This window comes from Parabacteroides sp. CT06 (genome assembly GCF_002257605.1).
Lineage (GTDB): Bacteria > Bacteroidota > Bacteroidia > Bacteroidales > Tannerellaceae > Parabacteroides > Parabacteroides distasonis.
Genome location: NZ_CP022754.1, coordinates 4,661,236 through 4,683,793, shown reverse-complemented (window position 1 = coordinate 4,683,793; position 22,558 = coordinate 4,661,236). Strand labels below are relative to the sequence as shown.

General features: G+C 46.2%; 19 protein-coding genes. 11 read left to right on the top strand and 8 right to left on the bottom strand.

Annotated features, from left to right (window positions below; all coding sequences use genetic code 11):
- Positions 1-33: 33 nt before the first annotated feature.
- Complete coding sequence (gene phnX, locus CI960_RS20520; protein ID WP_005860651.1) at positions 34-828, top strand: phosphonoacetaldehyde hydrolase; 795 nt, start codon at positions 34-36, stop codon at positions 826-828.
- A 25-nt stretch (positions 829-853) separates the two neighbouring features.
- On the top strand, positions 854-1,939 hold the full coding sequence (phnW, locus tag CI960_RS20515; protein WP_005860653.1) for a 2-aminoethylphosphonate--pyruvate transaminase: 1,086 nt from the start codon (positions 854-856) through the stop codon (positions 1,937-1,939).
- Here the strand turns inward: phnW and CI960_RS20510 are convergent.
- From CI960_RS20510 to dapB, 4 genes are read right to left on the bottom strand one after another with little or no spacing between them, the layout of a single operon-like run.
- On the bottom strand, positions 1,923-2,552 hold the full coding sequence (locus CI960_RS20510) for a WbqC family protein (protein ID WP_005860654.1): 630 nt from the start codon (positions 2,550-2,552) through the stop codon (positions 1,923-1,925). The genes phnW and CI960_RS20510 overlap by 17 nt on opposite strands.
- 2 nt (positions 2,553-2,554) lie before the next feature.
- Positions 2,555-3,415 carry a signal peptidase I gene (gene lepB, locus CI960_RS20505; protein ID WP_005860657.1) on the bottom strand — a complete coding sequence of 287 codons (861 nt, stop codon included), beginning with the start codon at positions 3,413-3,415 and terminating at the stop codon, positions 2,555-2,557.
- A 19-nt stretch (positions 3,416-3,434) separates the two neighbouring features.
- Entirely contained in the window at positions 3,435-4,832 is a 1,398-nt protein-coding gene (locus tag CI960_RS20500) for a S26 family signal peptidase (protein ID WP_094582547.1), read from the bottom strand.
- Positions 4,833-4,848: 16 nt separating this feature from the next.
- Positions 4,849-5,565: a 4-hydroxy-tetrahydrodipicolinate reductase gene (dapB, locus tag CI960_RS20495; protein ID WP_005860661.1), complete on the bottom strand. Its 717-nt coding sequence runs from the start codon at positions 5,563-5,565 to the stop codon at positions 4,849-4,851.
- 76 nt (positions 5,566-5,641) lie between these two features.
- Here dapB and CI960_RS20490 point away from each other — a divergent pair, with 76 nt between their 5' ends.
- A complete protein-coding gene (locus CI960_RS20490) occupies positions 5,642-6,922 on the top strand; it encodes a DUF2851 family protein (RefSeq protein ID WP_005860663.1) in 1,281 nt (426 codons plus the stop codon).
- 331 nt (positions 6,923-7,253) lie between these two features.
- Here the strand turns inward: CI960_RS20490 and CI960_RS20480 are convergent, their stop codons facing one another.
- On the bottom strand, positions 7,254-7,499 hold the full coding sequence (locus CI960_RS20480; RefSeq protein WP_005860665.1) for a hypothetical protein: 246 nt from the start codon (positions 7,497-7,499) through the stop codon (positions 7,254-7,256).
- Positions 7,500-8,194: 695 nt separating this feature from the next.
- Between CI960_RS20480 and CI960_RS20475 the strand changes: the two genes are divergently transcribed.
- The 6 genes from CI960_RS20475 to CI960_RS20450 all read left to right on the top strand — a co-directional run bounded on the left by CI960_RS20475 (position 8,195) and on the right by CI960_RS20450 (position 15,086).
- Positions 8,195-8,851 (top strand): hypothetical protein, encoded by a 657-nt coding sequence (locus CI960_RS20475; protein ID WP_232520545.1) that lies wholly within the window; start codon positions 8,195-8,197, stop codon positions 8,849-8,851.
- Positions 8,852-8,870: 19 nt separating this feature from the next.
- Positions 8,871-9,518, top strand: coding sequence for a hypothetical protein (locus tag CI960_RS20470; RefSeq protein WP_009018745.1), 648 nt, complete (start codon positions 8,871-8,873; stop codon positions 9,516-9,518).
- A 19-nt stretch (positions 9,519-9,537) separates the two neighbouring features.
- On the top strand, positions 9,538-10,185 hold the full coding sequence (locus CI960_RS20465) for a hypothetical protein (protein ID WP_094582545.1): 648 nt from the start codon (positions 9,538-9,540) through the stop codon (positions 10,183-10,185).
- An 80-nt stretch (positions 10,186-10,265) separates the two neighbouring features.
- Positions 10,266-12,218: a hypothetical protein gene (locus CI960_RS23755; protein WP_005860670.1), complete on the top strand. Its 1,953-nt coding sequence runs from the start codon at positions 10,266-10,268 to the stop codon at positions 12,216-12,218.
- A gap of 146 nt (positions 12,219-12,364) precedes the next feature.
- Positions 12,365-14,278: an Ig-like domain-containing protein gene (locus CI960_RS20455; RefSeq protein ID WP_005860672.1), complete on the top strand. Its 1,914-nt coding sequence runs from the start codon at positions 12,365-12,367 to the stop codon at positions 14,276-14,278.
- Positions 14,220-15,086: a DUF3108 domain-containing protein gene (locus tag CI960_RS20450; protein ID WP_005860674.1), complete on the top strand. Its 867-nt coding sequence runs from the start codon at positions 14,220-14,222 to the stop codon at positions 15,084-15,086. Before CI960_RS20455 ends, CI960_RS20450 begins: the two co-directional genes overlap by 59 nt.
- Positions 15,087-15,166: 80 nt before the next feature.
- On the opposite strand, the gene CI960_RS20445 is transcribed toward CI960_RS20450, so the two are convergent.
- The 3 genes from CI960_RS20445 to CI960_RS20435 all read right to left on the bottom strand — a co-directional run bounded on the left by CI960_RS20445 (position 15,167) and on the right by CI960_RS20435 (position 19,532).
- On the bottom strand, positions 15,167-15,574 hold the full coding sequence (locus CI960_RS20445) for a PaaI family thioesterase (protein ID WP_005860676.1): 408 nt from the start codon (positions 15,572-15,574) through the stop codon (positions 15,167-15,169).
- A gap of 25 nt (positions 15,575-15,599) precedes the next feature.
- Positions 15,600-17,075 (bottom strand): cysteine--tRNA ligase, encoded by a 1,476-nt coding sequence (gene cysS / locus CI960_RS20440; RefSeq protein ID WP_005860678.1) that lies wholly within the window; start codon positions 17,073-17,075, stop codon positions 15,600-15,602.
- A gap of 90 nt (positions 17,076-17,165) precedes the next feature.
- Positions 17,166-19,532, bottom strand: coding sequence for an ABC transporter permease (locus tag CI960_RS20435; protein ID WP_094582543.1), 2,367 nt, complete (start codon positions 19,530-19,532; stop codon positions 17,166-17,168).
- 195 nt (positions 19,533-19,727) lie between these two features.
- On the opposite strand from CI960_RS20435, the gene CI960_RS20430 reads away from it, so the two are divergent.
- On the top strand, positions 19,728-21,095 hold the full coding sequence (locus tag CI960_RS20430; protein ID WP_036629112.1) for a sigma-54 dependent transcriptional regulator: 1,368 nt from the start codon (positions 19,728-19,730) through the stop codon (positions 21,093-21,095).
- The gene (locus tag CI960_RS20425; RefSeq protein ID WP_005860683.1) at positions 21,092-22,360 is read left to right on the top strand and encodes a PAS domain-containing sensor histidine kinase; all 1,269 of its coding nucleotides are present in this window, start codon (positions 21,092-21,094) and stop codon (positions 22,358-22,360) included. The genes CI960_RS20430 and CI960_RS20425 overlap by 4 nt, the downstream gene beginning before the upstream one ends.
- Positions 22,361-22,558 lie beyond the last annotated feature (198 nt).

The window sequence follows — 22,558 nt, the reverse complement described above, 5'->3', positions numbered from 1 at the left end:
CAAGAAAATTATTAAATACGATACATACAGAATATGAAGAAGATTTCAGGTGTCATTATGGATTGGGCCGGTACGGCCGTGGATTATGGATGCTTCGCTCCGCTGAACGCTTTCCTCAAGGTATTCTCGGAAGAGAAAGGGATTGATATCACTTACCGGCAGGCCCGTGAGCCGATGGGTCTCTTGAAGATCGATCATATCAAGGCGATCTTGAGTATGCCGGAGGTGAACGAGAAGTTCCGTGCCTTGTATAAGAGGGACTGGAACAAGAGGGACGTGGATGAGATGTACACTAGTTTCGAGAAACATTTGTTCGCTTCCTTGAAGGATTTCACCACTCCGATACCGGGAGTCTTGGAGACGATGGCGATGCTTCGCGAGCAAGGTATAAAGATCGGCTCTACGACCGGGTACACGGCGAAGATGATGGAGATTGTCCGTCCCGGAGCCGAGGCCAAAGGATATAGGGTAGATAATCTGGTGACACCGAACGAGGTCCCGGCCGGTCGCCCCGCTCCGTATATGATCTATAAGAATATGATCGATTTGGCGATTCCTTCCGTAGATCAAGTGGTGAAGGTAGGAGATACGATCGCTGATATTAAGGAGGGCGTGAACGCCAAGGTATGGAGCGTCGGTATCGTGACCGGTAGCAACGAGATGGGCGTGAGCGAGGAGGAATATAACAGCCGTCCGGCGGAAGAATGGGAATCTCTGAAGAAAGAGGTGCGTGAGCGTATGTTGGCGGCGGGGGCTCATTTCGTCTTGGATACGATCGCCGAGCTGCCTGCTTGCATTGAGAAGATTAACAACAGGGATCAAGCCTGATAACCGAATAAAATAAAACAATCATATGAGAAACTATTTATTATTGACACCGGGTCCGTTGAGTACGTCGCAGACGGTACGTGAGGCCATGCTTCAGGATTGGTGTACGTGGGATAAGGATTATAACGAGGGTATCGTTACCCCGATCCGTAAAGGCTTGCTGGCGATAGCGGGACTGGACGGGGATGCGTACACCAGTGTCCTGCTGCAAGGTAGCGGAACGTATTGTGTGGAGGCTACGATCGGGGCCACCGTGCGTCCGGAGGATAAATTGTTGATCCTCGCTAATGGCGCTTATGGCAAACGTATGGCGCAGATCGCCGATTATTATCATATCAATTACGTACTGGTCTCTTTGCATGAGACGGAACTGGTAACCGGCGAGGTAGCCCGACGTGCCTTGGAGGAGCATCCCGGTATCACGCATCTCTCAATGGTACATAGCGAGACCACGACCGGTTTGTTGAATCCGATTGAGGAGGTAGCCGAGGTGATCAAGGGCCGGGGAATTACCTTTATCGTGGATGCGATGAGCAGCTTTGGCGGTGTCCCTATCGACGTGAAAGGTTTAGGTATCGACTTCTTGGTCAGTAGCGCGAACAAATGTATTCAAGGAGTTCCCGGCTTCGGCTTTATCCTCGCCCAAAAAGATAAATTGATGGCGACGAAGGGGAATGCCCGCTCGCTTTCCTTAGATATCTATGCCCAGTGGGAAGCGATGGAGAAAGGGGGAGGCAAATGGCGTTTCACGTCTCCGACGCACGTGGTTCACGCTTTCTACCAAGCGATGAAGGAATTGAACGAGGAAGGCGGTATCACGGCTCGTTATAAGAGATATCAAGAGAATCACCGAGTATTGGTGGAAGGTATGCGTGGATTGGGCTTTAAGACGTTACTGTCCGATAATGCGCAAGGACCTATTATCACTTCGTTCTTATATCCCTCTGCGGATTTCGATTTCGCCTCGTTCTACGTGCGGCTAAAGGAGAAAGGCTTCGTGATCTATCCGGGTAAGATCTCGGATGCGGATACATTCCGTATCGGTAATATCGGAGATATCTTCCCGAAAGATATGGAAGCCTTGATACAAGCGATTAAAGAGATCCGGTAATCGATGCCCGTAACGTAACGAGTCCTTCGGGGCCCATATTGAACAGCAAATCAGCAATACTCAGATTGGGGAGGAATCCGAATTTCTCCCGGAATACTTGATAATAAGGTTCCGGGCGGAAGGCGGGATCTTCCCCTTCGTGTTTCGGGCGGATCGTTTCCCGGAAATCGTTGGCTACCTCCGGTTCATAATGCTCGGTGTAGACGACTGCGGGTTGCATATCCAACAGGTCACAGACCAGACGGCGCAGTTCCTCGTTGAAGTCGAGGAGGAACTCGTATTTCTTTTCGTAGAAAGGAGCGAGGTCATCGGCATAATACTCGAAAAACGGACTCATATTGTAGGCCGACACCAAGGCGCTCCAGTGTAGGTGCCGCCAGTTTCCGTGGTCGGAGATACGGATGTCCTTGGTCTGGCATTTCAAGGTATCCGGCTTGACGATGGGGATGGATAGGGAGAGCGGGCCGTTCGCGGCGGCGATGACGCAGCGGTTACGATAGGTTTGCTTCACGTAATTCTCGGCGGTCTCGATACGGACTTCCGGGTATTGGAGCATCTTGCAATATTGTTGTATGGGGCCTAGATAGGCGGTCGCTATATATACAGGTCGCATGATTAATGAACGGGTTTAAAGATTCGTTGTTTGTCGGGGCTGTACCAGCAGAGCCAAGCGTTGCCGACGATATGGTCGGCCGGTATGAAACCGAGATGGCGGGAATCTACCGCCTCGTTGGTATTATCGGACAGTACCCAATAGTAGTCTTGTCGGAAAAAGAAGAAATTAGTCTCCCGCCCGTCCAGATATAACTTTCCGTCGCGGAAGGAAGCCTTGCCATCCGTCTCCCGCAGGATGATCTCCTTGCAGGCGGTGAGCGAGGCTGCGTCCAGCGGGTAAGCCCGGTCTTTCCGGGGGACGATCAACATGTATTCTTGCATTTGTTCCCCGATAAAATGACGGTTTATGGCATCGGGCAATTCCTCCCTCAATTGATATTCCTCGAAAGCCGTGAGGCTGAGCATGCAGCCAAAACTTTCCTGCCTGAAATCCCTCAGTGGGATGTCCAACTTCTCTAACGTCTCCAAGAACGTCTCCTTGGCGCTCAGTGTTATGAAATAGGAACTGAGGGAGCGGGGAGAACGGGGGATTTTCTGCCCGTTTATCGTATATCCGTCCATGCTGACCCGGATCGTATCGCCCGGCATACCGATGCAGCGGCTGATGAATAAGGGAGCATCCGCTGAATCTCGAGAGAGCGGACTGGTAAAAAGCACGACCTTGCCCCGGACGGGCTTATTCTTCCCCGGTATTTTATTGACTAGGATATAATCCCCTTTATGTAAAGCCTCTTCCATAGAGTCCGTGGAGATGCGATAGGACTCTATGCAGAAAAGACGTATGAGCATGACGATCCCCGAGGCTAGCGCGAAAGCTGCCAGCCATTTCATGAGAACTATCAGGAATCGTTGGATTGTCATAATACGAAGTTTTCACCTCTTAATCCGGATGAACCCAACGGAACAGGCGGTTCCAACGGATACCACCGTCGAACAGACTGCGATCCTTGTCCAAGGATAGCCAAACCAAGATCGGCTTGCCGACAATGTGATCCTCGGGTACGAAACCCCATGAGCGGCTATCCGCGCTATTATGGCGGTTATCGCCCATCATCCAGTAATAATCGTATTTAAACGTATAGGAAGTCTCGGGCTTGCCGTTGATGTAGACCTTGCCGTCCTTCACTTCCAAGGTGTTGTTCTCGTAATTCTTGATACAACGGCTGTACAACGCCAGATTACGTTCGTCCAACGGGATGGTAGCCCCTTTCTTCGGGATCCAAAGCGGCCCGAAGTTATCACGGGTCCAGCCTGTATTGTATCCGACCGGATAGGTAGGGCCGCCCAACGTCTCCGGCTCGATGATAACCTTCTTCACGGTAGGTAACTTCTCCGCTACCGCCAAGGCCTTTTTCGTGAGTGGCAGGCGATATACCGGGTTGTACTGTCCGTTCGCGTTAGGCGTAAAGCCTAGGTATGACAATAGGTTTTGGTAATAACCGCCGCTGGAGGCCAGCATACGGTCATCCTTGCTTACGTCCATCAAACGGAATTGCTCCTCTGTGATCGGGGAACCGTCTGTTTCGATGAAGTAGTTGAATTGCATATCTTTCGGGTTCTCGGCGGGTTTACCGTCTATGTACACTTGGTTGTCTATGAGTTGGAGCGTATCACCCGGCATACCGATACAACGCTTCACGTAATTCTCCCGTTTGTCGACCGGGCGGTACATTACCTCGCCGAACGTGGCCTTATCCAATAAGATACGTTCCCATCCGTACTCCTCGACCAAGGAGTAGTAATCCGGGTTTTGCACTTTCACGGCGATCGTGTCGCCTGCGGGGAAGTTGAACACTACGATATCATTACGTTTCACGTGGCCCAAACCTTTCACCCGTTTGTAGCCCCATTCCGGCCAATCCAGATACGATTTGCAGTTTAAGATAGGCAACGTATTTTGTACCAACGGGAAGGAGATCGGAGTGTTCGGTACGCGAGGGCCGTAACTTAATTTGCTGACGAACAGGTAATCTCCTACCAGCAAGGATTTCTCTAGGGAAGAACTCGGTATCTGATAGTTCTGGAAGACGAACAAATTGATGAAATAAACGGCTACCAGCGCGAATACGATATCGTCCACCCATTCCAATACGTTGCGTACCGCCGGGTTCTTAGACCGTTTCCAAGCTCCCCAAGGGATGTAGTGCGTCAAGAATATATCGACTAGGACGATTAATCCCAGCAGTAACCATAAGTTTTGCATCCAGATAGCGAACAACGTGTATAATACGGCCGCTATACTAAACTTGATCCATTGTTTTTTCGTGAACTTCTTCATCTTTTAGCTAATACGTTTAGAATTTGAATAAGTCATTCATGCCTAGGAAACCTTTCTTTCCGGCGGTAAACTCTGCCGCTATTACGGCGCCTAGCGCAAATCCAGCACGGCTCTTGGCATCATGCTTGATGCTGATCGTATCTACGTCCGACTCATACGTGATCTCGTGGATACCCGGAACCTCACCCTCACGGATAGCGTGGATCGGCAGGTCGGTCGCGCTCTCGGCGTTCTCTAAGGTCCAGCGGTCTTTACGATCGATATTTTCCAAGATTCCTTCGGCCAACGTGATAGCCGTTCCACTGGGTGCGTCCAGCTTGTGGATATGGTGGACTTCTGTCATTTTAACGTCGTAGGAGGGGAAGTTGTTCATGATTTTCGCCAGATACTTATTCATGGCGAAGAAGATATTTACGCCGATGCTGAAGTTGGAGGCGTAGAAGAAGGTTTTGCCCTCTTTCTCGCATTTCTCCTTGATCTCGCCGATACGGTCCAGCCATCCGGTAGTACCCGATACGACCGGCACGCCTACCTCGAAACATTTCATATAGTTATTGAAAGCGGTAGCCGGGGTAGTAAACTCAATCGCCGCGTCGGCGCTCTTGAACGCTTCTGAATATATATCCTCAGCGTTATTGATATCTATGATGGAAACAATTTGATGTCCTCTTTGGATGGCGATCTGCTCGATCGTTTTGCCCATTTTCCCGTAACCTATAAGTGCAATTTTCATACTTTAATTCAATTAATGTCGCAAATATACAGAAAATGAATTACATTTGAATCCAAAATCTTAACTCTGAAAGAATATGGAACGTTTATTACACTATGTTTGGAAATACAAACTCTACGCGAGTACTCCATTGACTACCACCGAGGGGCTTCCTATCGCTGTTATCGATCCCGGAATACAAAACACCGACGCCGGTCCCGACTTCTTCAACGCCAAGGTAAAAATCGACGGCACGGTATGGGCCGGAAGCGTGGATATCCACGAAAAAGCTTCCGATTGGTTGCTACATCATCATGATTCGGATAAGGCATATGACTCCGTTATCTTGCATGTAACGGGTGTGAATGACGCATCTATCTGCCGGATGAACGGTGAGCCTATTCCTCAATTGATATTACCCGTTCCGGAACCTGTCCGGAAAAATATCGATTGGTTATTGGTAAGAGAGGTGCCCGTCCCCTGTCTTGAGCGGATTCAAGATGTGGACTCCGTGCATCTGGCCTCATGGATGGATACCTTGCTCAGTGAGCGGCTGGAACGAAAGACAGAGGATATATACCGTCTGCTGGATCAGTATCAAGAGGATTGGAACGAGGTGTTCTATATCCTATTAACCCGTAGTTTCGGCTTTGGCGTGAATAGCGACGCTTTCGAGTGGTTGGCGAAAAGCCTCCCCCTGCGATATATCCAAAAGCAAAGGGCTAGCGAGTCGCAAGTAGAGGCGATGCTTTTCGGACAAGCGGGTATGCTCTCGGAAGAGGGCTCCTGCCATTACTACCGTCTGCTGAGGCGGGAATATGAGTTTCTCCGCCATAAGTTCGGGCTCAAGCCTTTGGATGACTCCTTGTTCAAAAGCCTCCGTATCCGTCCAACCAACTTCCCGCATGTGAAGTTGGCGCAACTGGCCGCTATCTGGCATCGGTACGATACGTTATTCTCGATGATCCTGTCCGCTTCTTCTCCTAAAGAGATCAAGGATTATTTCCGTATCCAACCCTCGGATTATTGGAAGAATCATTATCATTTCCAATACGCCTCGGTGGAAAAAGATAAAATGATCGGGGAGAATGCCTTGAATATCCTGTTAATAAATACGGTAGTCCCTCTGCTATTCGCTTACGGCGGTCGAAATAAACTTCCTGAGTATTGCCTGCGTGCGACCCGCCTCTTGGAGAGTATCCCGCCGGAACGCAATCATATCGTAACCGCTTTCGCTCGATCCGGTATCGAAGTCCATAACGCTGGTGATACGCAATCACTCATCCAGTTAAAACGAGAATATTGCGAGAAGCGAAAGTGTTTGTATTGCCGGATTGGGTTCAGGTTGCTAAAACGAAGTGTTAATCCTCCTCCTTGATGGGGGCATGTATGTATTTGCCGTCTTTGTGGTTGTTAGTAATATAATTATATATAAGTCTTCCTGCCGGGAGAAAAATATATACCAAGTGGTATGCTTACTGCTTTTCCTTTTAAAAAAGGTATATTGTAAATTCTGCCCGTATCTGCTGAAATAGACTTGAGCGTAGGGGGTAAGATGATAATGTGGCGCATAGGGGATCGTTTTTACGAAGTCAATGATATCATCTACGATGTTTTCTCCATGTTCTATGTATGAGACGTAATCTTTCTCAAGTAAGGTTTGGGCTAAAACATCTAAAAAATCGTAAACTTCAGGGAGTAAGGCTACTTTATTGGTTTACTTCATGGCTATGTTTTTGATTGAATAATTCTCTTAATCGTATTTTCGCTTCTTTCCGGAATGTCTCCGGGTCGAGTGCTCTTTCCCAATCCTTGTCAAATTGAGTTTGTCCGATAACTCCTAGCTGTTTCAATATAGGATTGATCATATCCCCATATTTCTTTAAGTCGATACGGACGTAGCTGTTGTTCCCTGCCGCATCTTTCTCCAATTCGATACCTGATACTTCTGACATAGTCGTTGTATTTATTTGGTTATATTCCTATTAGATGCAAAGATACTGTTTTATATAAATGCCCGCTTCATTTTTAGTGATTTATTTTACAATAAGTTCGATACGAATTGCCATTTTGTAAATGATTGATAACCAATTTCAGAAAAACACGTACATGTTTTTTGCGAAACACTATGGTGTTTTTTCGAAAACATGTACGTGTTTTCTGGAAAACAAGCTAATGTTTTTTCCTGTCTGAGTTGCGATGACATACTTTAAGAGAAAAAAATGACAATAAGGGCTTCTGTTTACTGTCTTACAAAAATTAGTTGATATGAAATCCGTGATGTGGGAATATCCGGACAATGCTTTATTTATAACATGATATGATTAAGAAAATCTCTCTTTATCTACTCAAATATCTTGGAATAGTTAAATATAAGACCTATATTTGTTGATAGGATTTAACCTATTGTTAATAAAGAAAGGACGGTGGAAGTAAACAAAAATTTTATCATGTTATTGGCATATTTATGCCTTAGTCATATACTGACGAATATTCGGGGATACGGAGTACTATATATGCTTGATATCTCTGAGGTTGGATCGGGAAGTTATCAGTTAACTGGTAAGGGCTTTGGGAGGCTATCTTTATGGAGTTATTGAAAGATAGTTTTTATATCGAATATTTATGAACGTGCAATATGGGATGGAGTATGAGTAAGAAGTATATACTGAGGAGTAAATGGTTTTTGTCTATGGCTGTTCTTTTATTATTTGCGACATCCAATGCGCAGGAGATTACAAAGGAAAAGGAACCGGCTCGGTTTGGTATTGGTATCGCCTATGGTTTTAAAGATCGGGTGAAGGAGCTAATACATCCGATAGAGCTTACGGTACGGTATAATCTTTCAGAAAAGCATTCATTTTATGTGAATGTGCCGTTGGGATGGAAAAGTTGGAGAGACGATTATGCTTCTGTAGATCCCGTCATACGGGGTTACTATACTCATAAAATGCGATTGTATGGCTTGGGCATTGGATATGATTATTCCATTGTGTCGTATAAGAACTTAGATCTGTTTGCGGGTGGAGGATTGGAATACCAAAGATTCTATTTTCGATATCAGGAGGTTCAAGAAGGAGAGCCTTACCCTTTTCTGCGAGATAGATTCAATGATTATTCTTTATATCCCAAAGTGGGATTGAGATATACGTGGCGATTTGTAGGTGTTGAGTTTGATTATAGATGCTATTTCTCCGTGAGAGGGTTGGATCATTATTCCGAACAATTCTCAGATCTTCCTCGTGAAGTGGATTATGATACACATATCGATCATGCTTTTCGATGTGGAGTGTATTTTTTGTTTTAAACCTTTAAATTGATTTATTATGAAACGAACAAAGTTGTTTTTATCCATTTTGGTATGTTTTCTTTTGCTATTTGCGACATCCAATGCGCAGGAGATTACAAAGGAAAAGGAACCGGCTCGGTTTGGTATTGGTATCGCCTATGGTTTTAAAGATCGGGTGAAGGAGCTAATACATCCGATAGAGCTTACGGTACGGTATAATCTTTCAGAAAAGCATTCATTTTATGTGAATGTGCCGTTGGGATGGAAAAGTTGGAGAGACGATTATGCTTCTGTAGATCCCGTCATACGGGGTTACTATACTCATAAAATGCGATTGTATGGTTTGGGCATTGGATATGATTATTCCATTGTGTCGTATAAGAACTTAGATCTGTTTGCGGGTGGAGGGTTGGAATACCAGAGATTTTATAATCGATATCAGGAGGTTCAAGAAGGAGAGCCTTTCCCTTTTCAACGTGATAGATTCAATGATTATTCTTTATATCCCAAAGTGGGATTGAGATATACGTGGAAATTTGTAGGTGTTGAGTTTGATTATAGATGTTATTTTTCCGTGAGAGGGTTGGATAATTATTCCGAACAATTCTCAGAACTTCCTCGTGAAGTGGATTATGATACACATATCGATCATGCTTTTCGATGTGGAGTGTATTTTTTGTTTTAAACCTTTAAATTGATTTATTATGAAACGAACAAAGTTGTTTTTATCCGTTTTGGTATGTTTTCTTTTGCTATTTGCGACAGCCAATGCGCAGGAGATTACAAAGGAAAAGGATTTGGCTCGGTTTGGTATTGGTATCTCCTATGGTTTTAAAGATCGGGTGAAGGAGCTAATACATCCGATAGAGCTTACGGTACGGTATAATCTTTCAGAAAAGCATTCATTTTATGTGAATGTGCCGTTGGGATGGAAAAGTTGGAGAGACGATTATGGTTACGTAGATCCCGTCATACGGGGTTACTATACTCATAAAATGCGATTGTATGGCTTGGGCATTGGATATGATTATTCCATTGTGTCGTATAAGAACTTAGATCTGTTTGCGGGTGGAGGATTGGAATACCAAAGATTCTATTTTCGATATCAGGAGGTTCAAGAAGGAGAGCCTTACCCTTTTCTGCGAGATAGATTCAATGATTATTCTTTATATCCCAAAGTGGGATTGAGATATACGTGGCGATTTGTAGGTGTTGAGTTTGATTATAGATGCTATTTCTCCGTGAGAGGGTTGGATCATTATTCCGAACAATTCTCAGAACTTCCTCGTGAAGTGGACTATGATACACATATCGATCATGCTTTTCGATGTGGAGTGTATTTTTTGTTTTAAACCTTTAAATTGATTTATTATGAAACGAATGAAATTGTTGTTATCCGTTTTGGTATGTTTTTTTCAGTATAGTTAGTGCGATGGCACAGCATCCAGTGTTAAAACCAGACAAAGACGTACCAGAGTTCGTTACTCCAAAAATGGGATATTATTATGTATTGGATGCAGGGAGTAATATTGCCCGAGTAAATTGGACTGTCTCGGGTGGGTCTTTTTCCCTTGGTTCATCCCAAACCTCAATCCCCGGTGGGAATTTCTATGGTATAACCGTATATTGGGATAATGTGAAGTCTACAAATGGTAGTACTCCTCAAGGGAAATTAACGGCTGAAGTTTATTATAGTTCGGGAGTTAGCGGAGTGCAGTCAGCCCCTTGCACTCAAAAAATAAAAAGTTTGAATGGGGTGACTCCGCCTCCTTTAGTGTCAACCGCATTTTCTAATTTGGATTATGGAATCCAAAATATGACGGTGAAACTTGATCGAGAATTTAATTATCCAGGGAAAAATTCAGACGGAAAAGTAAATCCAGTATTGTTATATGAGTGGACTTTACCTGAAGGATGGAAAAGTGGTACTCAAACAGGTGTATTTACTACTTCTTCTGAATCCATCAATATTACGACAAATAATGTCGGTACAGGGACAGTCAAGGTACGTGGTGTAAATCAAGGTGCTGAATTTGATAAAAGTGGGTATTCCTCTATATCTTTCACTCGTAAATTTGGCTTTACGGCTTATCCTACTTCTGTTCCCTTTGGAAAAACTCAGACTAATACATTTACCACTCAATTAGTGAAAGGAATGACTTATGAATGGAGTACGCCCTCCGGATGGAAAATCAATAATGGAGGAAATACGAAGGAAGGGTTGGAATTGAATAGCGTAAGTATCACCTCAAGTGTGTGCCCTACAGATGGAATAGTTAAGGTCCGGTTGAAGAAAAATGGTGAAGTATCTCAATGGTATAATTGTCCTTATAAAGGAATTTCAGATCCAGCGATAACTTCTACAGCTGCTTACCAATTTGAATATAGTACGTTAGCGTTGGATGTCGCTTCTTCTTCGTTAAGCAAGGCTACATGGTCCGGAACGGGTGTATATGTGGCATCAGGGCAAGGAACAGCTGCCCCTAAAGTGATATTTACGAAGTCCGGATCTGTTACGGTGCAAGCTGTTGTTAGCTTGTCGGGTTGTTCCGGTGTGCGAACTATCTCTAAGACATTTACCGTATCACCTTTCCGTTATCTGATTTCTGGAGAATCCGTGATTTGCTATAATGGTAATTATACGATTAGTAATGTAACTGTTCCTTCTGAGGTACAATTGACTTGGAGCTATACTAATGGCAAGCTAGAGATACAGGGAGGACAGAGTACGAAAACAGTATCTGTAGGGATAGCTCCGGGTAAGTTTGGAGATGAGTGGATACGCTTGACCGCTAGTTTAGGAGGACAAAGTGCTGCGGTATCTAAAGCGATTTATGCAGGATATCCAACAGTAACTAAAGTTACCGGACCTTCGAGTGTACGCCTAAATCAAGGGGGGAGTTTTATAGCGAATCCTCTTTATGATAATAGTGTTTGTGAGTATAAATGGACCGTATCACCAAGTCAGGGAGCGAGCCAATCTCCTTCTCGTAATACAAATTATATAACATTCTCGATTCCGGGCAGTTATTATATAGCGTGTCGTGCTTATACTACTCAGTGTGGGGCGGCGGGCTCTGCGGCATCAACAACTGTATCCGTGCAAAGCTCTTATATGGTTTATTCTGATGGATCCAGTAAAATTGTGGATGTCATAGAAAATCAATTAGAGAATGACGAGTCATCTATTTTGTCTGATGTGGTTGTTTCAAATCAAGTCTCTTATCAGCTATATAATCAAGCGACAGGCCTATTAGTCGCTGAGGGGAAAATGGAACGAAGCGGGGGTACGCTTGATTTTAATCAAGTGAATTCCGGCATATATATTTTAAGGATACAAGTAAGCGATGCGATTTTTGAGGTTCATAGAGTAGCGTTCAAATAATTGAGATACTTGTAGAGCCCCTATCTCTTTTATTTAATAGGAGATAGGGGCTTTTTCATTTTAAGATAGATTAATTAGCGTATATATCCTTATCGTTCACGGGATTTTTCCCTATTTTTGTCCCTCAATTGAAATGAGAGTATTGAATGGAAGATAAATATGTGAGAAATAGTTTACGGTTCTTTATAGGGGTACTTCTGCTGGTCGTGCTGTATTCGTGCGCGAATATAGCCTCGCCGAACGGAGGGCCTTATGATGAGGCTCCGCCTAAGTTCGTAAGCAGTACGCCGTTGCCCGGCCAGATAAACTATAAGGGAAAGAAGGTGGAGATTATTTTTGATGAGTTGATCCAGATCGATAAGCCTACCGAGAACGTGATCATCACTCCACCCCAAATGGAGCAACCCGTTATCCGGGCGAACGGCCGGAAGGCGGTCATCGAGCTGATGGATACGTTGAAGGAGAATACGACCTATACGATAGACTTTACCAATTCGATCTCCGATAATAATGAGAAGAATGTATTGGAGAATTATTCCTTTGCGTTCTCTACCGGCGAATCCATCGACAGTATGGAGGTGTCCGGAGTCTTGCTGAACGCCGAGAATCTGGAGCCTATGCCGGGTATTACGATCGGCGTGCATACGAATCTGGAGGATTCCGCCTTTACGACGATCCCATTTGTCCGTACTTCCCGTACGAACGACAAGGGAGAGTTTACGATTCGTAATATGGCCCCCGGAACCTATCGGATCTATGCCTTGGAGGATGTGATGCGCTCCTACAAGTACAGCCAGCCCGGGCAGCAGATCGCTTTTTACGATTCCTTGATCGTCCCCGCGTTCGAGTTGACGACCCGTCAGGATACGATTTGGAAAGATAGCTTGACGATCGATACGGTGATGACAGTCGGTTATACCCATTTTATGCCGGACAATATCGAGTTACGCCTGTTTAAGGAGAAAGTAGAGCGTCAATATATGTTGAAGCCGGAGCGTACGGATGAGAAAATACTAACCTTGCGTTTCAATACCTCCTTGGATACTATTCCGGTACCGGTTCCTTTGAATTTCACCCCGGCGGATAGCAATTGGTATTTCTTGCAGACAGCGGAGGAAGGAAAAGCCGTGCATTACTGGTTGACCGATTCTTTGATCTGGAAGCAAGATACGCTGCAAGTGGAGGTGAATTACCTGAAAAGCGATTCCATGAATATACTTCGTCCGCAGACCGATACGGTACAATTTACCATGCGTCGCCGTCCTGTGGAGAAGAAGAAAAAGAAAAAAGACGATGAGCCGGAACCCATCGAGTTTCTGGGAATGAACGTAAACGCTTCCGGTTCGATCAACCTGTATGATACGGTCGCTGTTACGTTTAGCGAACCGGTAGCGGGGTTAACGAAAGATCATTTCTATCTGGATCAGAAAGTGGATACGCTTTGGGAAGCCGTAGACTTCGATTTCTTTCCGGATACGACGAACTCTTTGAACTTCTTCATCAAGCGCCCGTGGAAGTATGGAGAGGAATACCGTTTGGAAGTAGACTCCGCCACGATATTCAGTGCCTATGGTAAATGGAACGATGTGTATAGCGGGGAATTCAAGATCAAGAAGGAAGATGAGTACGGGCATTTATATATCAATATTGAGGGAGCGGATACCACCGCTTTCGTGGAATTATTGAATAGCAGCGACCAGCCGATCCGTAAGGTGAAGGTAAAAGATGGCGGCGTGCTTTTCATGGACTTGAAACCGGATAAATATTATGCCCGTTTAGTATTAGACGTGAATGATAACGGTGTCTGGGATACCGGTAATTACGCCGATAAACGGCAGCCGGAACTTGTCTTCTATTGCCCGAAGATATTCAATATCATGCAGAATTGGCAAGTGGAGGAGACTTGGAATATCAAGGCTACACCGATGAAACGGCAGAAACCGATCGATATCACGAAGAATAAACCGAAAGAGCTAACGAAAAAGAAAAGAGATTACAAAAATGAGGGAACACAGTCTTCGTCCAATAGGAACAGCGGTGTGGGCGGCTTGCGCTTCTAAACTGTATATATGCGTTTTCTTTTTGTGTGTAGCGAGTCTTACGTCTTTGCGGGCACAAACGTTGCCGTTATCCCATGGGGAACGGGTGGATTACGATCTTTATTTCAAATGGGGGCTGATTATGTCGAAGGCCGGATTGGCTACCCTTTCCGTGAAAGAATCGGAATACCAAGGAGCGCCGTCATGGCATTATAACCTGTTGTTCCGCTCTGCCGGCGTGATCGAGAAAGTCTTCAGGATGCGTGATACGATGGATTGCCATTACTCAAAGGAGCCTCGGCTCTTGTTCAGCTCGAAGCGCACGAACGAGGGAGACTACTATCTGGTGGATAATCTCCAGTTTGAGTATCAAGGAAGCGGTAGGATCGATATCCACTCGCATCGCCATACATTAAAGGAGACGAAGATCGACACGATGCTAATGGCGAAAGGGCGTGTATTCGATATGCTGGGAGCTACGATGTATCTCCGTTCGCTGGATTGGCGGACGATGAGTTATGGTGCGGAGTTCCCTTTCATGATCGCTATCGGCCGGGAGCTCGTGAACGCTCGTTTCCGCTATACGGGACAACAGATCGTCGAGCATAAGGAGGCGAAATTCCGTACTCGTCATTTCTATATCGATATCTACGATGAGGCATTTTCCCAAGCCAAGGAAGCGGCGGAGGTTTGGATCGGTGATGACGAGAACCATATCCCGGTAAAGATCCGGGCGAAACTGAAGATCGGGGCGGCGGAGGTCTATTATAAAGACTCCTATAACCTGCGTGCCCCGCTTACTTGCCGTATCGTGGTGCAGAAGAAATGAAAGCTTTTTAGATAGGCTTGTGTTTCTCGCACCCAGCTCATCACGGAGCTGGGGCGAGAGCTTTTTATAGAATTTCTTTTTTAAACCAACGGAGTGAAGGGTAATTCCGTGTCTTTGCGGTAACCTGTACCATTAAAAGTCGCGATTAATTCTTCGGCTTCATTGGTGATACGGACTTCGCAATTCGCCAGTCTCTTATGGCTGAACGCTTCTTTCGCTTCCGCATATAAGTATCCCTTACTCTCCGCCTTAAAGAAATTGATGTTTGAGGTAATGGATAATGTCAGGCGTGCGTGGCTATTAGTCGCCGCGGCGAAAGCCAGATCCGCCAACGTGAAGATCGCCCCACCTTGACATACGCCTCCACCATTTAAATGTTCGGGCTTGATGAGCATACGCGCCTTGGCGTAACCGTTGCCCGTTTCTAATAATTCAACGCCCGCAAGCAAGGCGAATTTATCGCCTTGAAGAAATTCATGGATTGTCATAACCTCTTACTATTCGCTTGGTGGATTATTTGCTTAGTTTCCATTCCGCACCATCCTTGGTATCCTTTATCTCGAATCCCATCGCGGTTAATTCGTTACGGATTTTATCGGAAGTCGCCCAGTCTTTGTTTGCCTTCGCTTGTTGGCGGATGGATAATAATAAGTCTACGGCCTTGCTGAAAGTCTCGTAATTACTGCCGCTGGCGGAAGCCTCGTCTTTCATGCCAAGGATATCGAACAAGAATAAATGGAATACCTCTTGTAACTCTTTCAAGTCTTCCTCGGACAGAGTAGCCTTACCGTCTTTTACGGAATTGATCGCACGGGTAGCGTCGAATAGATGAGAAATCACGATCGGTGAGTTCAAATCGTCATTCATGGCCTCGAAACATTTCTCACGAAGACCTTTCGTGTCTACGGTAGAGGTAGCGGACGGCTGCAACTTCATCAAATGTCCGTATGCCTCCATCAAGCGTGACAAGCCCTTCTCGGCAGCCTGTAAAGCCTCGTTGCTGAAATCGACCGTGCTACGGTAATGCGCTTGCAGGATGAAGAAACGGATGGTCATGGCGGAATACGCTTGTTGCAAGGAGGGATGATCACCCGTGAAGAATTGCTCCAGCGTGATGAAATTACCTAATGATTTACCCATCTTCTGGCCGTTGATGGTGATCATATTGTTGTGCATCCAATAATGAACCATATCATCTCCTTGGGAAGCCACGGCTTGTGCGATCTCGCATTCATGGTGCGGGAAGATCAAGTCCATGCCACCCCCGTGGATGTCGAAATGCTCCCCGAGGTATTTCTTGCCCATAGCGGTACATTCGCAGTGCCAACCGGGGAAGCCGTCGCTCCACGGAGACGGCCAACGCATGATATGCTCCGGCTGGGCGCATTTCCAAAGGGCGAAGTCGATGGCGTTATGCTTCTCGTCCTGCCCGTCCAACGCACGGGTCGTATTCAACATATCCTCGATATTGCGACCCGAGAGGATGCCGTATTTATGATCTTTATTATATTTCTCTACGTCGAAATAGACGGAGCCTTGGCTTTCGTAAGCGTAGCCGTTATCCAGAATCTTCTTGACTAACTCGATTTGTTCGATAATATGTCCGGAAGCGTGCGGCTCGATGCTGGGAGGAAGTACGTTCAGCGCATCCATCGCTTGATGATAACGATTGAGGTAATATTGAACCACTTCCATCGGCTCCAACTGTTCTAGCCGTGCCTTCTTGGCGATCTTATCCTCCCCATCATCGGCGTCGTGCTCCAGATGCCCTACATCCGTTATATTACGTACATAACGCACTTTATATCCTAGGTGGGTAAGGTAACGGAATAGCAAGTCGAACGTGATCGCCGGACGTGCGTGTCCCAAGTGGGCGTCACCATAAACCGTGGGGCCACATACGTACATACCTACATGCGGCTCGTGCAGGGGTATGAATTGCTCCTTCTTTCTCGTAAGCGTGTTGTAAATATTCAATGGATGTTCCATATTCTATTATATATTTAGGAATCGCGAACTTACATAAAATCCTTGGTATTATCAAGCTGATCGTGAATAGTCTGTAGTTTTCATAGGCATTCATTGACTCTTGATGACTTCCGACGGATTCTCATTGGCTGCCTTACATACCTGTTCACGTATCGTACCTAGAACCATGCTGGTAATGGTGATGAATATTCCCACCAACCACCAGATCTGGATTTGGATGCGATAGGCGTAGCCTTGCAACCAGTAGTTCATGACGAGATAGCTGATCGGGAAAGCGATGATTCCGGCGATGACAATTAATCGCATGTATTCCTTGAAGAACAAGAAAATGATCTCGGAGGCTTTCGAGCCTACTACTTTCCGGATAGCGATCTCTTTACGCCGCCGTTTCGTGGAGGCTGTAGCGACGGCGTAGATGCCGAACAAGGAGATTAGCAAACAAGCGAAAGCGAGGAACGAGAAGATCTTCAACCCGACGATCTCGGATTGGTTCAGTTGATCGTAAAGCGTTCCGATCGGGGTGATCCGGGTATCCGCTAATGTCGGGTCTATCTTGGGCAGTAGCTCCGTGATATGGTGGGCGATGTTTCCTTCCTCGCCCGGTATGACCCGGATATACAGATTATTCACCAGTCCACCCGAAGGAATGAATAGCATCGGATGAATACTTTCCCGGAAAGATAGCGCATGGAAATCGTTGACGACACCGACGATCTCGTATTCTTTGATCACGCTGAAATCTGACCACCACGGCATACGGATGATGCTGCCGACTGGGTCTTGTAAGCCCATGGCACGAACCGCCGACTCGTTGAGCACGACACTAAATTCGTTGCCTTCTGTCCACCACCGGCCCATTAACATCTTTAGGTCGAAGGTCTCACCAAATCGGTGATCGGTTCCATAGAGGTGGAAGTCCACCTTTGTGTCCAGTGGTTTTCCCTCCCATTCCACATTCGTGAAGATCGCCATGGGATCGACATGATGTTGAGGCTTAAAGTTCGTGTCGGTGAAACTTTTGACCTGCGGCAGGGCACTTAACTCTTGCATCAACGTGGATTCTATTTTCCCGGATACGTCTACGAAGCCGGATAGTTGGATAAGGCCTTTTGGATCGAAACCTAAATCTTTTTGATTTACGAATCGCATTTGCTCCATGACAACCAGCGATGCTACGATAAACAAAATGCTGATGATTAATTGCAAGGTCACGGCCATGCGGCGTAACAAAAGGGGTTTGACTGTCTCTTTGGGAACGAGCGAGGTGGTTGCCGTATGGCTGAACTGTCCGAAGAATACTAATCCTGCACATTGGAGGATGAGGAATGTACCTATACCTACCCCTGCGAAAAGAAACAGGAACCGGCCCATCTCCAAATCAATCTCCAGCCATCGGGCGAAAAGCGGCTTGACTTGGACTATGAAGATCAAGGCTACCAACAAGGATGCAAGTACGGAACAGCCTAGTTCGACAGACATTTGTTCGATCAATTGCTTTCTCGTAGCGCCGTTGACCGTCCGTAAACGCCATTCCCGCACACGTTGCCGAAAGAGATCCATATAGGAATTCAAAAAATTGAAGAGGGCGGCAAACAATAATAGGGCACCAGATACGACAAACAAGCCGATGAAATTTAAGGTAAAGGGTGTATCCTCATTCAGATGGTGACGGATCTCACGGATGGGGAGTGTTCGCAACTCGATCTCCTTGTTCACCCCGATACGTTTAGGTAGCTCTTTTAGTTGATTGGCAAAGGCTTTTGGGTCTGCGCTTGGATGGAGTTTCACGTATAAGTCCATTACGAAGAAGCTCCATTGCGCCTCCGGAGGTAACTGGGAGAAATGCTGTATCATGTTATGGTTGATGATTGCGTCGAACGGTAGATTAGTATGGGTTGGTGGGTCTTTCACCACAGCCGTGACGATGTAGGGAGGTAAGGAGGCTCTCATCAAGGTGTGTATCGGTTGCCCGATCGCCTTTTCCGCGTCGCCAAATAGACGGACCGCCGTACGTTCGCTCAAGATCATGTTGTTTACGATTTGTAGCGGATGATTCATTTCTCCACAAACGAAAGATTGCGGGAATACCTCTAGGAACGTGCTGTCTGTATAAAGCATATTCATTTGGATATAAGGAGTCGCTTGGGTTCGGCAGTTTTCGGTTGAAAGCATAAGCGTGGTGGAGGCTTCGATAGCTGGGACTTGCTCTCGTAAGCTATTCTCGATACCTTTCGAGGCTCCTTTGTTCACTTTCCCGGATTGTTTCTCTACGCTATAGACACGGTAGATGGATTCGGAATCCTTGTAGAAAGAATCGTAAGTGGTCTCATGATCCATCCAATAGAGTATGGGCACGAAACAGACGAGGGCGAAAGCCAGCCCTAGGATACTGATGGAGGCGCTGACTTTATACTTCCAGATGTTTTTGAAGGCAATGACACAGTAATGTATTAACATGGCAATTCCGTTTTTTGATGATATCGCTGATGACTCAATTTCGCTGAATCCGACTCAAATATTATGCCATAAATGTAACGTATTAGAAAATAGAATTATAGAAAAATCTGTATTTCTTCATGTAGTGCGATAGCGTACATTTTTTGTGCGATAATGCACGTACAAGCTGTCTTTATTCCCTTTATCTTTGTCCGTATGGAAGAAAAGGGGAAAATATTGATCATCGACGATAATAAGGATGTGTTGTTCGCATTGAACTTACTGTTGGAGCCGTACATGCAAAAGGTCAAGGTAACGACACAACCGGCACGTATCGAGTATTTCATGCGGACGTTCCAACCGGACGTGGTCTTGCTGGATATGAATTTCCATCGGGATGCCGTGAGCGGGCAGGAGGGTTTTGAGTATTTGGGACAAATCTTGGAGATCGATCCGCAGGCGGTCGTGATCTTCATGACGGCCTATTCGGATATAGAGAAAGCGGTCAAGGCCATTAAGGTTGGCGCTACCGATTTCATCTCCAAGCCGTGGGAAACGGAGAAGTTGCTGGCTACCCTCTCGTCGGGCATTCGATTGAGCCATTCCCGTAAGGAGGTAGGACGTTTGCGAGAGCAAATGAAAGCCATGAAGGAGGACGACACATTGCCGGAATTGATCGGTGAGTCGCCGGCTATGCTGAAGGTAAAAGACACGATCTACAAACTTGTGGAGACCGACGCGAATATATTGATTACCGGTGAGAGCGGTACCGGAAAAGATCTGGTTGCCCGTTTGTTGAGGCATTACTCGCCCCGGCGTGACGATGCTTTCGTGACGATCGACTTGGGAAGTATCCCGGAACAATTATTTGAGAGTGAGTTGTTCGGCTATGAGAAAGGTGCCTTCACGGATGCCCGAAGATCCAAGCCGGGACGTATGGAGATGGCTTCCGGCGGTACGCTCTTTCTGGACGAGATCGGTAACCTGTCCTTGCCGATGCAATCTAAATTGCTGACAGCTATAGAGAAACGTCATATCACCCGTTTGGGAGCGGTGGAACCGATCTCGATCGATGTTCATTTGATCTGCGCCACCAACGCCAATCTGCGTCAGCTGGTGGGCGAGGGGAGTTTCCGGCAAGACTTGCTCTATCGGATCAATACCATAGAGATAGCCATACCACCGCTGCGTGAGCGGGGAGAGGATATCTTGATGCTGGCCGATCATTTCCAGAGGCTGTATAGCCGGAAATACAAGAAAACGATCAAAGGGTTGAGCCGGGAGGCGGGGAGTAAGCTGATGAAATACCCTTGGCCCGGTAATGTCCGGGAGTTGCAGCATGTTTTGGAGCGAGCCGTGATCTTGAACGAGGGTACGGTGCTGAGACCGGATGATTTCCCTCTCTATACAGCCTCTTACGAGCGGAAGAAGGAGCTGGACCCTGATTTGAATCTAGAGCAAGCCGAGCGGAAAATCATCGAGCGAGCCTTGCGGCAAAGCAATGGTAATATGAGCTATGCCGCCGAGCTATTGGGTATCACCCGTTTTTCCTTGTATCGTAAAATAGAGAAGTTCGGCTTATGAGATCGTATGCGTTCACGGTCATCTCGCACATCGTAGGCATCGTCTTGTCTACGGGACTCCTGTTCTATTGCGTGCATGAGGAGATTATCTTTTGTCCTACTTTTTGCGGGATCGCGATCTTGTATTTCTCGATTCATCTTTATTTCATACAGATGCGGCAGGTGAAGTATTGGCGTTATGTGGTGGATTGCTTGCGGCAGCAAGACTTGATCCAGATCGTTCGTTCACCTTACGAGGATAAGGTGATGCGGGAGTTGGCGGACGATTTGTCCGCAGCCCTGCGATCCTTGCGTGGCCGATTGATGGACGAGGAGGTGAGGCGGCAGTATTTTGAGAGCCTGTTGAATAAGGTGGATACAGCCGTACTTGTTACCGACAAGGAAGGGGCTATTGAATGGAAGAACCGGACCGCCGACGCGTTGCTGGATACGAGGTGTCGGTTACCCAATGAGTTTTTGGAGGCTATCAAGGCGGGGAAGACGGTGGTGCGTTACGGAAAACCATCCGTTCCGCAAGATTGGGCGATCGATGCCACTCGTATCGACTTGCGAGGTTGCGAGCGTTGGATCGTCAGCTTGAAGAACATCCATTCTACCTTGGAGCGGAATGAGATGGAGGCTTGGCAGAAATTGATCCGTGTCTTGACGCACGAGATCATGAACTCCATCACACCCGTTATCTCGTTGTCCGAGACCTTGAGCAAACGTTGCAAAGCAGATCCGGATGATGTCCGGAATCGTTCGTATATCCAGCATGGGGTAAATGTCATCCATCGCCGGAGTAAAGGGTTGCTGGATTTCGTTGAGAATTACCGGAGATTGACCCGGATCGCCTCTCCGGTAAAGACCCGTATCTTAGTGAAAGATTTCTTTTCGGATTTAAGGCGTTTGTGCCCTGAGCCTTCTATCCGTTTCCGCTTGCCGGACGAGCCTCTGGAATGGTTCGCGGATCGGGCGCAGATGGAGCAGGTCTTCTTGAACTTAGTGAAGAATGCTTGTGAGGCTTGTGCGGAAAAGTCAAACCCCGAGATTATCGTGGCGGCTCAGCGGGAGGGAAACGAACTTGTCTTTACCGTGCGAGACAACGGTATCGGTGTCTTACCCGAGGTTATCGACCGGGTTTTTGTACCTTTCTTTACCACCAAGCCCTCCGGCTCGGGTATCGGTTTAAGCATCTGTAAGCAAATAATCACCTTGCATGGCGGCCATATCTCGGTAGAATCCGAGAATGGAAAGGGTAGCTGTTTCTTTTTGTACTTTAATTGATTATCAGCCTATTGCAGTTTTTCTAAATTTCTTATACGGAAAACTTTAGTTTCTTCAAGGAAAAACTTTCGTTTCTATATAGGGAAACAAAAGTTTCTTACTGAGGAAACTTTTGTTTTATTAGGAGAAAACTCAGGCTGCTATTATAGGAGATTCGTGATAGGATTCATGAGACGGAAAGTTGTTGTCTGTTTTTAG